The sequence below is a fragment of the Novosphingobium sp. PhB57 genome (assembly GCF_004342985.1).
Lineage (GTDB): Bacteria > Pseudomonadota > Alphaproteobacteria > Sphingomonadales > Sphingomonadaceae > Novosphingobium.
Map to the genome: position 1 here is coordinate 151859 of NZ_SMBO01000006.1, position 11943 is coordinate 163801.

Genomic DNA, 11943 nt, shown 5'->3' on the forward strand with positions numbered 1-11943 from the left:
GGGCTCCTTTCGTGGTTAAAACGCTTTCAACCGGCGCAAGCCCTATGCATATTCAAGGCTAACACGGAAACTTCGCCGGCGTCGCGGTGGGCTTCCAGCAGGCTAGAGGATAAGTTTCGTCCGTGACGGCACCCGTTCGTTTTCCCCGGTTCTTCGTGACCAGCCCGGCGCCATGCCCCTATCTGCCGGGTCGCAGCGAGCGGAAGGTCTTTACCGAACTCAAGGGGCCGCACGCCGATTCCCTCAACGATGCGCTGGGCCGCATCGGGTTCCGGCGCAGCCAGACCGTGGCCTATCGCCCCTCCTGCCTGGATTGCAACGCATGCGTCTCGGTGCGTGTCGTGGCAGAGGAATTTGCGCCGTCCGGCACGCAGAAGCGCCTGGTCAAGCGCAATGCAGACCTTGTCGCCACCGTGTGCCGCCCTTGGTCCACCAGCGAGCAGTTCGACCTGCTTCAGCGCTATCTCGCCGTCCGCCATCCGGAAGGCGGCATGACGGCGATGGATGAAGTCGATTTCGCGGACATGGTGGAGCATACCCCGGTCACCAGCTACGTGATCGAATATCGCGAGCCCTCGGATGACGGCGTCACACCCGGCCGATTGGTGGGCGCCTGCCTGACGGACCGCCAGTGCGACGGTCTTTCGATGATCTACAGCTTCTACGATCCGCATCACGAAGGACGTCAGGGGCTGGGCACTTACATCATCCTCGACCACATCCAGCGCGCGACGGAGATGGGGCTGGCCTATGTCTACCTAGGCTACTGGGTCGAAGGCGCGCCGCGCATGCAGTACAAGGTCCGCTTCCGTCCCATGGAGAAATTGGGCCGCGCGGGGTGGGAGCGTATCGCGCCGGTGGAGCACGATCGCCTGATCGCCGCCGCCGTCGCCAATCCCCGCAGCCGCGACGCTGTGAACGAAGGCGCGCGCAAGGACGGCGTGCCCTCCATCACACGGTAAGCCGCCGGTTTCGTACACCGCGCCAGCCGAATCGACGGCCGGTGCCGGGGCCGGCCGTCTTCCCGTCACGGCGTCAGATAAAGCGCCGCTTCTTCGGCGCGCCGCCGCTTCAGGCCTTCCAGCACTTTGCCGTCATTGTAGATCCATTTCCCGAACTGCGCCGCCGCTTCGGCAAAGCGGCCCTCACGGTGCAGCTTCGTCAGCGTGGCATCGGCGATGGCGCCGGTGTTGTAGTGAAAGGACGTCAGGGCATCGAACTGATGCGGCGAAGTTGCCGCATCGCCGATGGCGGCGACGACCTCCTGGACGTATCGGGTGATTTCGCGGTCGAAGCGGGCATCGCACTGGGCCTGGGTCCAGACCGTGTCCGGCCCGATGTCCGCGCCGGTGGAGTCCCAGCCGATCGTCCAGGGCCTGCCGTCTTGGCTGCCGGGATCGGGATAGGCTTCGAACAGGCCGTCGGCGCGGCGTTTCGCGCAGCCTTCCCAGTTTTGGATCAAGGTTCGACCGGCAGACCCGAGCGTGTGGCCGGCCGGCAGGGGCTCGCCGTCCTGGACCAGTGCATTGTCGATGGCGCGATCGAGCGCGGCGACTTCGCCGGAGGTGAATCCGCGCCCGAGCAGAAGGCGAACTTCGTCGAAAATCGGCTTGCGATGAAACATCGGCCTCTCCTTGTTTGAGGGAAAGGCCGATCAAGTAAGGCGGATGCAGGGCTGTAGGAAAACGGTTTTTTTCCGAGAACCGTTTCCCTACTCGATGCCCCTGATTTCAGGCCCGTTTTTCGGCCCGCTCAAACGTCGAGGTTGGCAACGTTCAGCGCGTTTTCCTGAATGAAGTCGCGGCGCGGTTCCACCACGTCGCCCATCAGGCGGGTGAAGATTTCGTCGGTGACGTCGGCGTCTTCGACCTTCACCTGCAGCAGGGCGCGGTTTTCCGGATCCAGCGTGGTTTCCCAAAGCTGATCGGCGTTCATCTCGCCAAGGCCCTTGTAGCGCTGGATGGACAGGCCCTTGCGGCCGGTGGCCAGCACGGCGTCAAGCAGCTGCGAAGGACGGCTGATCGTATCGCCGCCTGCGACCGGGCGAGTCGCGGGTGCGTCCTCGTCGCCTTCGACGGCTTCGACTTCCACCGTCTCGGTGCCCGCGCGCACGAGGCGCGCGGTGGCCGCGTAGACTTCGGCATTTTCAGCGGCGATGCGGGCGAGCTTGCGGGCTTCGGCACTGGCGATGAAGCCGGCCTCGATCTTGTGATGATCGGTGACGCCGCGCCAGAGACGCTCGATCTCGAGGTTGCCGGCTTCGGTGAGGCGCGCGGTCCAGCGCGCTTCCGGGTCGCCGCGATCGAGCCAGCCGGCGGCACGGCTCAATGCGGCCGTGCGATCGGGCGCCGAAAGATCGGGTGCGAGCGCACCGGCGATCGCCAGGGCCTCGATGATGACCGGATCGAAGCGGCGGGGAACGAAGGCCATGATGTTGCGCATGCGGATCGCATGTTCGACCAGAGCTTCGAGGTCCGAACCCATGCGCGCGCCGCCGCTGCTTTCCAGCACGCGGCCGGCCAGCCCGGCTTCGACCAGATAGCGGTCGAGCGCGGCGTTGTCCTTCAGGTAGACTTCGCTGCGGCCCTTGGCGACCTTGTAGAGCGGCGGCTGGGCGATGAAGAGGTGACCGGCGCGGATGATGTCGGGCATCTGGCGGTGGAAGAACGTCAGCAGCAGAGTACGGATATGCGCGCCGTCGACGTCGGCGTCGGTCATGATGACGATCTTGTGGTAGCGCAGCTTTTCCAGGTTGAAGTCGTCGCGGATGCCCGTGCCCATGGCCTGGATCAGCGTGCCGACTTCCTTCGAGGAAATGATGCGGTCGAACCGTGCGCGCTCGACGTTGAGGATCTTGCCCTTCAGCGGCAGGATCGCCTGGATCTTGCGGTCGCGCCCCTGCTTTGCGGAGCCGCCTGCGGAGTCACCCTCGACCAGGAACAGTTCGCACTTGCTGGGATCGCGCTCCTGGCAGTCGGCCAGCTTGCCCGGCAAGGAGGCGATGTCCATCGCGCCCTTGCGGCGCGTGAGTTCGCGGGCGCGCTTGGCGGCTTCGCGCGCGGCGGCGGCGTCTACCACCTTCTGGATGATGGTCTTGGCGTGGCCTGGGTTTTCCTCCAGCCATTCGCTCATCTTGTCGGCCATGAGCGCTTCGAGCGGCTGGCGCACTTCCGAGCTGACCAGCTTGTCCTTGGTCTGCGACGAGAACTTGGGATCGGGCAGCTTGACCGAAACGATCGCGGTCAGGCCTTCGCGCATATCCTCGCCCGATAGCGAGACCTTTTCCTTCTTGAGCAGGCCCGAACGCTCTGCGTAGCCGTTGAGCGTGCGCGTCAGTGCGGCGCGGAACGCGGCAAGGTGGGTGCCGCCGTCACGCTGCGGGATGTTGTTGGTGAAGCAGAGCACGTTCTCGTAGTAGGAATCGTTCCATTCCAGAGCGACTTCCATGCCGATGCCGTCCTTGTCCGCGCCGATGGCAATCGGTTCGGGCATCAGCGCCTGCTTGTTGCGATCGAGATACTTCACGAAAGCGCCGATGCCGCCCTCGTAATAGAGGTCGTGCTCGATCGCTTCCTCATGGCGGTTGTCGCGCAGCTTGATGCGCACGCCGGAATTGAGGAAGGCCAGCTCGCGGTAGCGGTGCTCCAGCTTGTCGAAATCGAATTCGGTGACGTTCTTGAACGTGTCGGTCGAGGCCAGGAAGGTCACGCGCGTGCCCTTCTTGAAGCCGTTGTCGTCCGGATTGTCGCTGACCTTGGGGGCCACGCCGCGCACTTCCAGCGGGGCCACGGCGTCGCCATGGGCGAACTTCATCCAATGTTCCTGGCCCTCGCGCCAGATCGTGAGTTCCAGCCATTCGGACAGGGCGTTGACCACCGAGACGCCGACGCCGTGCAGGCCGCCGGAGACCTTGTAGGCGTTGTCGTCGGAGGTGTTCTCGAATTTACCGCCCGCGTGAAGCTGGGTCATGATGACTTCGGCAGCCGAGACGCCTTCCTCGGCATGAATGCCGGTGGGAATGCCACGGCCGTTATCTTCCACCGACACCGATCCGTCGGCGTTGAGTTCGATCAGCACGAGGTCGCAATGACCTGCCAGTGCCTCGTCGATGGCATTGTCCGAAACTTCGAAGACCATGTGGTGCAGGCCCGAGCCATCGTCGGTATCGCCGATGTACATGCCCGGACGCTTGCGGACCGCGTCGAGTCCCTTGAGGACCTTGATCGAATCCGCGCCGTAGCTGTTCTGGTTCTTGCCGCTGTCGGAAACGTTGGCATCGGCGGCTGCGGTCGCGGGCGTGTTATCTTCGGTGCTTGCCATGGCGAGCATATAGGGTTTGACGGGCGCAAACCCAAGCAAAACCGGGTCCGCCTCGGGGCTTTTCCACAAGAGACGGAGCCGCTTGCGCCGCTCCGCCGCCAGACAGCGCTGAGTTGCGAAAAGTTGCACCCCGCTCACGAGAGACGGAAGGCGCCCCTGCTGGGCAGGCAACAAAAAAGGCGGCCACATGGGCCGCCCTTCTGTCTTGTCGGAAATGCCGGCCTCAGATGAGGGTGACGGCAAATGCCAGAGCGCTCACACCCAGCGCTGCAGCGAAACCGAACGTCTTTTCGACGATGGTCATGGAATTGCTCCTGCAAACTTCTTGTTCTGTTTTTTGTCGCATGCATGGCGCTTCTCGTCGTCATGCTGCAGGTGCGAGATAGGCGTTCTTGGAATTTTCACAACGTCGAAAGAAACAATATTGCTTGCATGTTTTGCAATTGCGTGCGGCGGCGAGCGGATGGGTCAAAATGGCGCGGGGGCGCCCGCGGATACTGGACACCTGCACTGTCCCGCTATAGTGGCCGCCCATGACTAATCAGACTTCTGGCCAGACTTCACAGCCGTCCGATTCCATCCTGATCGTCGACTTCGGCAGTCAGGTGACCCAGCTTATCGCCCGCCGCGTGCGCGAAGCCGGCGTCTATTCCGAGATCGCCCCTTTCAATGCCGCGAAGGAAGCTTTCGCCCGCATGAAACCGGCAGGCGTCATTCTCTCGGGCTCGCCGGCCTCGGTGCTCGATGACAACGGACCGCGCATTCCGGACGAGATTCTCGAAAGCGGCCTGCCGATGCTGGGCATCTGCTACGGCCAGCAGTCGCTGATGCACCAGCTTGGCGGCGAAGTGCTTTCCGGCGATTCGGGCGAATTCGGCCGCGCCTTCATCGAGATCGGTGACGACTGCGCGCTGTTCGATGGGCTGTGGTCCAAGGGCGAAAAGCACCAGGTGTGGATGAGCCACGGCGACAAGGTGACCAGCCTGGCCCCCGGCTTCCGCCCGGTCGCCTCGAGCGAAGGCGCGCCTTTCGCGGTGATCGCCAACGACGAGAAGCGCATCTACGCGATGCAGTTCCACCCCGAAGTCGTGCACACGCCCGACGGCGGCAAGCTGCTGAAGAACTTCGTGCGCCACGTCTGCGGCCTTGCCGGCGACTGGACCATGGCGGAATTCCGCAAGACCAAGATCGACGAAATCCGCGCCCAGGTCGGTGACAAGCGCGTGATCTGCGGCCTTTCGGGCGGCGTCGATTCGGCGGTTGCGGCGCTGCTGATCCATGAGGCGATCGGCGACCAGCTGACCTGCGTCTTCGTTGACGGCGGCATCCTGCGCATGGGTGAGGCCGAGCAGGTCGTCAGCCTGTTCCGCGGCCACTACAATATCCCGCTGGTCCACGTCGATGCCTCGACGTTGTTCCTGAACGGCCTGGCCGGCGTGACCGACCCCGAGGCCAAGCGCAAGTTCATCGGCAAGACCTTCATCGACGTCTTCGAGGACGAAGCGAAGAAGATCGGCGGCGCCGAGTTCCTGGCGCAGGGCACGCTCTATCCGGACGTGATCGAATCGGTCTCGTTCACCGGCGGCCCTTCGGTGACGATCAAGAGCCACCACAACGTCGGCGGCCTGCCCGAGCGCATGAACATGAAGCTCGTCGAGCCGCTGCGCGAACTGTTCAAGGACGAAGTCCGCGTGCTGGGCCGCGAACTGGGCCTGCCCGACATCTTCGTCGGTCGCCATCCGTTCCCCGGGCCGGGCCTGGCGATCCGCATTCCCGGCGAAGTGACGCGCGAACGCTGCGACATCCTGCGCAAGGCCGATGCGATCTACCTTGAGGAAATCCGCAACGCGGGTCTCTACGACGCGATCTGGCAGGCCTTCGCGGTGCTGCTGCCGGTCAAGACCGTGGGTGTAATGGGTGACGGCCGCACGTACGACAACGTCTGCGCCCTGCGCGCGGTCACCTCGACCGACGGCATGACCGCGGACATCTACCCGTTCGACTCCGCCTTCCTCTCGCGCGTGGCCACCCGCATAATCAACGAGGTGAAGGGCATCAACCGCGTCGTCTACGACTACACCTCGAAGCCGCCCGGCACGATCGAGTGGGAATGATCGCGCGAAAGCGCTGAGGTTCGAAGGGCCGGTATCCTGCAGGGTGCCGGCCCTTTTCGTTTCAGAGCAGGGTGCGGGGGCCTTCCAGTCTCAGCAGGAAGGCTTTGGCCTCAAGGCCGCCGGCGAAACCGGTGAGGGTGCCGTTGGCGCCGACGACGCGGTGGCACGGGGCGATGATCGAGATCGGGTTGCGGCCGTTCGCCGCGCCTACCGCCCGGCTGCCTCCCGGATTTCCAAGCGCGGATGCGATCTGGCCGTAACTGCGCGTCTCGCCGAATGGTATCGCGAGCAGTTGGGCCCAGACGCTTTTCTGGAAATCCGTGCCGCGGAAATCGAGCGGGAGGTCGAACACTTCCCGTTCGCCCGCAAAATAGTCGCCGAGTTGGGCCTTGGCCGCCGTGATGACGGGATGGTCGTGGGCATCCTCGGTCGCTTCCAGGCGGACGCGGGCCGGGTTGTCGTTCTCCCAGAGCACGGCGACGAGGCCGGCGTCGCTGGCGATCAGGGTGAGTTCGCCGATGGGCGAGGGCATTGTGCTTCGGGCGAGCGCCATGAAGCGAGTCTCCTGGGATGGGCGCGGCAAGGCGGGAGCGGAAGATTAGGTCAGCGCCGCCGCCAGGGCCAGTCCGTCACGCCCCCGGCCCACAGTGGCCACCAGATCAGCACCGGCTGCAGGGCAAGGCGCGGGACATGGTAAGCGAGGGGCAGGCCGCGACCGGGGTGGGCGAGGTCGATCAGCATATGCTGCAAGTTGGCGGGCCAGACGCAGAGGGCATAGGCGGCAAGGCCCCAGCCAGCAGCCTGGCGCAGCGCGGGCGAAACCGGTTGCAGCATGCCGATTGCACCCAGGATCTCGGCAATTCCGGTGAGGACGACTACCAGGGCCGGGGCGGGCACCCAAGGCGGAACGATGGCGACGAACGGTCCGGGCAGCGCGAGGTGCAGAATTCCCGCCGCGCCATAGAGCAGGCCGAGAATCCAGATCGAGATGGTCCGGCGCGTCAGGTGCCCGCTCCAAGACGCATCAGGCGGCCACGGACGTTTCCGCAGCCGCCCATTTCGCGGAACTTCTCTTTTCGGTTACTTGGCAGACGTGGTTTTCGGCTTCGTATAAGGCACGAAGTCCTGAAGGCCGACGAAACCGTTCCACATGCTGGGCGTGGTCCGATCGCGCAATTGCACTGTGTCGAGACGGCAGAGCTGGCTCGAATAGAGCTTCGTCACCAGGATATTGTCCGAATCGAGCCGATCGGCGTTGGTGGGGCGATTCACGTAATAGGTGCTGCCCACGCGGTAGACGATCGCGGTCTTGTCGATGATCTGCGTGCTTTGCGCCTGGTTCAGCGGGATGCACGTCACCGGTTTTCCGGCGACACGGCCATCGAGGATCTTGGCGAGTTGCTGTTCGCCGGTCAGTTTTTCTCGTGCGAACACGGTGGGCGCGGCCAGCAGGCTGGCCGCGATCAGCGTGGCGCCGACGACATGCTTCAGTGACATGGTCTCTACCTCACTTTCCCAACCCTAGATCGCGCTTATGCCACGTTTCGTCTGAACATGGGCTGAAGCCTGGCAGGCGTAAACCCGGGGATTTCCTTAGGACGACAGGTATGTACGGCGGTTACGCCGTACCGCCCACGGTGATGCCCTCGATGAGCAGGGTGGGCTGGCCGACGCCCGCCGGCACGCTCTGGCCGCCCTTGCCGCAGACGCCGACGCCGCGGTCGAGTTCGAGGTCATTGCCGATGCCGGTGACACGGGTCAGCACCGAGGGGCCGTCGCCGATCAGCGTGGCGCCCTTGATCGGCGCGCCGAGCTTGCCGTTCTCCACTTTGTAGGCCTCGTTGCACGAGAACACGAACTTGCCCGAAACGATGTCGACCTGGCCGCCGCCCATCGATTTCACGAAGATGCCGTTCTTCATGCGCGACAGCAGTTCGGCGGGATCGTCGTTGCCGGCCTTCATGAAAGTATTGGTCATGCGGACTTGCGGGGCGTGGGCGTAGTTCTCGCGGCGGCCGTTGCCGGTGGGATCGACGCCCATCAGGCGCGCGTTCATGCGGTCCTGCATGTAGCCCTTGAGAATGCCGTCCTCGATCAGCACCGTCTCCTGCGTGGGCGTGCCTTCGTCGTCGATCGAGAGCGAACCACGGCGGTCGGCGATCGAACCGTCATCGACGATGGTGACGCCGGGTGCGGCCACGCGCTCGCCGATGCGGCCCGCGAAGGCCGAGGTGCCCTTGCGGTTGAAGTCGCCCTCCAGGCCGTGGCCGACGGCTTCGTGGAGGATCACGCCGGGCCAGCCGGGTGCGAGCAGCACGGTCATCTCGCCCGCCGGGGCGTCGACGCTTTCAAGGTTGACCAGCGCCTGGTTCAGCGCGGTATCGATGGCGCGGTTCCAGTTGGCCGGGTCGAACAGCGCGTCGTAGAGATGGCGGCCGCCCATGCCGAAGGAGCCGGTTTCGCGGCGGCCGTTGCTTTCCGCGACGATCGAGACGCTGAGGCGCACCAGCGGGCGCACGTCGGTGGCGATGAAGCCGTCGGGACGGACGATTTCGATGACCGACCACTGGCCGGTGAGACTGGCACTGACTTGCGAAACGCGGGGATCGCGTGCGCGCGCGGCGGCGTCGATGGTCTCCAGCAGCTTCACCTTTTCCTCGAACGGCACAAGGTCGAGCGGCGAGACATGGGTATAGAGGTGGCGGTTGCTCTTCTGCGGCGGCGCGGCGCGCACGGCGCCTGCCGGGTCCAGCAATTGCAGCGTCTCGCCTGCGCGGCGGATGGCGGCGGGGGAAATCTCGTTGGCGTGGGCGAAGCCGGTCATCTCGCCTGTGACGCCGCGCAGGCCGAAGCCCGCATCGCGCGAATAGTCGGCGGTTTTCAGGCGGCCGTCATCGAAGCCGAAGGCCTCGGTGGCCATGAACTGCATGTAGAGTTCGCCGTCTTCGCAATTGCGCAAGGTCTCGGCGGCGAGGGCCTGGGCGTCCTCGGGCGAAAGCTGGCGATAGAGGAGCGAGCGCGGATCGGTCATGGTCATGCCCCCCGATATAGGCGCCGCGCGGCTGGAGGCAATTGTTTGGTACGCCATTCGCCTCCGCGAATGGCTCGCGGCACCGGCCCACGCCCCCACCCGACCTCCCACTCGTATATCCTGATGGGAGGTCGGGTGGGGGCGTGGGCCGGTGCCGCTTCCGGGCGTGAGCCCGGACAAAAACTCTCAGCTCAGGCCGAGGAACAGGCCGGCCAGTGCCGCGCTCATCAGGTTCGAGAGGCTGCCTGCGCAGAGCGCGCGCACGCCGAGCCGGGCGATGATCGGGCGCTGATTGGGGGCGAGGCTGCCGGTGACGGCCATCTGGATGGCGATAGAGGAGAAGTTCGCGAAGCCGCAAAGCGCGAAGGTGACGACGGCCACGGTGCGCGGGCTGAGCGCCGTCATCTGGCCGAGGTCGATGAAGGCGACGAATTCGTTGAGTACGATCTTGCTGCCGAACAGGCTGCCGGCCTGCATGGCCTCGTTCCAGTCCGGCACGGCGAGCAGGTAGAATACCGGCGCGAAGATGTAGCCGAGCAGGCCCTGGAAGGTCACGCCGCTGAAGCCGAACAGCCCGCCGATCCAGCCGACAAGGCCGTTGGCCAGCGCGATCAGCGCCACGAAGGCCAGCACCATGGCGCCGACGGCCACGGCCAGCTTCACGCCGGTCTGGGCGCCTTGCGAGGCGGCCATGATGATGTTGGCGGGCTTTTCTTCCTCGTGCTCGAGCGCTTCCGGCTCATCGACGTGGACGCCGGGCAAGTGGGTCACGTCGGCGCGGTTGAGCGCGGCGGCAGCGGCACCGGCGGGGGGCAGGGTGCTCTCGTGAACGGCAAGCTCTTCGCCCGCGATGGTCTGGACCTGTCCGGGGCGGGGATCGGGCATGATCATCTTGGCCATGAAGATGCCGCCCGGCGCCGACATGAAGGCGGCGGCGACCAGGTAGTCGATACGGATGCCCATCGAGGCATAGGCGGCCAGGATCGTGCCGGCCACGCCGGCCAGGCCGACGCTCATCACGCAGAACAGCTGCGAGGGATTGAGATTGGCCAGGTAGGGGCGGATCACCAAGGGAGCTTCGCTCTGCCCGACGAAGATGTTCGAGGCCGCGCAGAGGCTCTCCACCTTGCTGATGCCGGTCAGCTTCTCCAGCCCGCCGCCGATCCAGCGCACCACCAGCGGCATGATCTTGAGATAATAGAGGATCGAGATCAGCGAGGCGAAGAAGATGATTACCGGCAGGGCCGAGATGGCGAAGCTGTGGCCGCCGATCTCGGGGCTGGCGAGCGGGCCGAACAGGAAGTCGACGCCCGCGTGGGCATAGCCGAGCAGGCTTTCGACGCCGGCCGCCGCGCCGCCAAGCAGGTCCTTGCCGAAAGGAACGTAGAGCACGAGCGCCGCCAGGCCCGCCTGCAGCGCGAAGGCCGCGCCCACCACGCGCAGACGGATCGCCCGGCGGTTGGTGGAGAGCAGAAAGGCGACGGCCATGATGAGAACGATGCCGAGCAGACTGTAGGCGACGTGCATCGTCCCCGTTTCTCCGAAAATACGTGCTGAATCTGTGCGCAAACCTAGAGGCGCGCATCCATGACGGCTAGTGCAATTGTTCCGCGCCCGTTAGAGCATCGTCATGGAACCGCAAGCCCCTGCAAGCGCGCAATCCCGCGCCATCGCCATTCCCCGCTCGATGTTCGTGTTCTCCACGCTCTATGGCGGACTGGTCGTCCTGGCGGGCGTTCTGGGCATCAAGATCGCCTATCTCGGACATTGGCCGGTCTTCGGCGACCTGGCCGTCGAATCGGGGATTTTCGCGTTTCTGCTGCTGGTGGTGCTGTCGAGTGCGGTGGCCGAATTGCACGGCACGGCAGTCGCCAACCGGCTGGTCCGGTTCGGCTTCATCCCGCTGATCGTGTCGATGACGCTGCTTACGCTGGTGATCCACGTCGTCCCGGCTGCCCCGTTCTGGGACGATCAGGAAGCCTATGCCCGCCTCCTGGGGCAGGGCGCGCGCATGCAGTTTGCCGGGCTGGTGTCCTACGGCGTGTCGCAGACGCTGAACGTCACCGTGTTCTCGCGCCTTTCGGCCGGTCGCGAAGGGCGTATGCTGATGATGCGCGCCTGGATCGCGAGCTTGCTGTCGCAAGTGGTGGACACGCTGATCTTCATCACGATCTCCTTCGCCGGGGTCCTGCCGATCTGGGACATCATGGGCGGGCAGATCATCGCCAAGCTGGTGCTCTCGACGATCATGGTGCCCCCGTTCATCTGGCTCTTCGTGAAGCTGGGCCGCAAGCTGGACGGCGTCTGACCTGAAATCCGCTTCGGGCGCATTCTGTCAGCAGCGGCGCAAGTCGTTGTTGGGGGAACGAGGCGGGCGAGAGCCCGTTTTGCACGGCCGTAAGGTCGGACAGGCAACCGACGGGGCGGGAGCGAAATAATCGGTCGTTTTTCCCCGAAATTGGGGTTTAATTCCTGACG

General features: G+C 64.9%; 10 protein-coding genes. 3 read left to right on the forward strand and 7 right to left on the reverse strand.

Going from position 1 to position 11943, the window contains the following annotated elements:
• Positions 1-122 precede the first annotated feature (122 nt).
• Positions 123-962 carry an arginyltransferase gene (locus EDF58_RS18265; protein ID WP_132268164.1) on the forward strand — a complete coding sequence of 280 codons (840 nt, stop codon included), beginning with the start codon at positions 123-125 and terminating at the stop codon, positions 960-962.
• 65 nt (positions 963-1027) lie between these two features.
• Here EDF58_RS18265 and EDF58_RS18270 read toward each other — a convergent pair whose 3' ends face one another.
• Entirely contained in the window at positions 1028-1624 is a 597-nt protein-coding gene (locus tag EDF58_RS18270; RefSeq protein ID WP_132268166.1) for a lysozyme, read from the reverse strand.
• A gap of 128 nt (positions 1625-1752) precedes the next feature.
• Positions 1753-4320, reverse strand: coding sequence for a DNA topoisomerase (ATP-hydrolyzing) subunit B (gene gyrB / locus EDF58_RS18275; RefSeq protein WP_132268168.1), 2568 nt, complete (start codon positions 4318-4320; stop codon positions 1753-1755).
• A gap of 533 nt (positions 4321-4853) precedes the next feature.
• On the opposite strand from gyrB, the gene guaA reads away from it, so the two are divergent.
• On the forward strand, positions 4854-6434 hold the full coding sequence (gene guaA / locus EDF58_RS18280; protein ID WP_132268170.1) for a glutamine-hydrolyzing GMP synthase: 1581 nt from the start codon (positions 4854-4856) through the stop codon (positions 6432-6434).
• 61 nt (positions 6435-6495) lie between these two features.
• On the opposite strand, the gene EDF58_RS18285 is transcribed toward guaA, so the two are convergent.
• The 5 genes from EDF58_RS18285 to EDF58_RS18305 form a co-directional block, all read right to left on the reverse strand.
• A complete protein-coding gene (locus EDF58_RS18285) occupies positions 6496-6987 on the reverse strand; it encodes a methylated-DNA--[protein]-cysteine S-methyltransferase (RefSeq protein ID WP_132268171.1) in 492 nt (163 codons plus the stop codon).
• A gap of 50 nt (positions 6988-7037) precedes the next feature.
• On the reverse strand, positions 7038-7439 hold the full coding sequence (locus tag EDF58_RS18290; protein ID WP_132268173.1) for a DoxX family protein: 402 nt from the start codon (positions 7437-7439) through the stop codon (positions 7038-7040).
• Positions 7440-7514: 75 nt separating this feature from the next.
• The gene (locus EDF58_RS18295; protein WP_132268730.1) at positions 7515-7925 is read right to left on the reverse strand and encodes a hypothetical protein; all 411 of its coding nucleotides are present in this window, start codon (positions 7923-7925) and stop codon (positions 7515-7517) included.
• A gap of 127 nt (positions 7926-8052) precedes the next feature.
• A complete protein-coding gene (tldD, locus tag EDF58_RS18300; protein WP_132268175.1) occupies positions 8053-9471 on the reverse strand; it encodes a metalloprotease TldD in 1419 nt (472 codons plus the stop codon).
• Positions 9472-9651: 180 nt separating this feature from the next.
• A complete protein-coding gene (locus EDF58_RS18305; protein WP_132268177.1) occupies positions 9652-10992 on the reverse strand; it encodes a NupC/NupG family nucleoside CNT transporter in 1341 nt (446 codons plus the stop codon).
• 103 nt (positions 10993-11095) lie between these two features.
• Between EDF58_RS18305 and EDF58_RS18310 the strand changes: the two genes are divergently transcribed.
• Positions 11096-11773, forward strand: coding sequence for a queuosine precursor transporter (locus EDF58_RS18310; RefSeq protein ID WP_132268179.1), 678 nt, complete (start codon positions 11096-11098; stop codon positions 11771-11773).
• Positions 11774-11943: the final 170 nt, after the last annotated feature.

Coding starts and splice junctions, on each gene's coding strand:
- EDF58_RS18270 (WP_132268166.1), bottom strand. CDS start 1,624: ATGTTTCATCGCAAGCCGATTTTCGACGAAGTTCGCCTTCTGCTCGGG.
- gyrB (WP_132268168.1), bottom strand. CDS start 4,320: ATGGCAAGCACCGAAGATAACACGCCCGCGACCGCAGCCGCCGATGCC.
- guaA (WP_132268170.1), top strand. CDS start 4,854: ATGACTAATCAGACTTCTGGCCAGACTTCACAGCCGTCCGATTCCATC.
- EDF58_RS18285 (WP_132268171.1), bottom strand. CDS start 6,987: ATGGCGCTCGCCCGAAGCACAATGCCCTCGCCCATCGGCGAACTCACC.
- tldD (WP_132268175.1), bottom strand. CDS start 9,471: ATGACCATGACCGATCCGCGCTCGCTCCTCTATCGCCAGCTTTCGCCC.
- EDF58_RS18305 (WP_132268177.1), bottom strand. CDS start 10,992: ATGCACGTCGCCTACAGTCTGCTCGGCATCGTTCTCATCATGGCCGTC.
- EDF58_RS18310 (WP_132268179.1), top strand. CDS start 11,096: ATGGAACCGCAAGCCCCTGCAAGCGCGCAATCCCGCGCCATCGCCATT.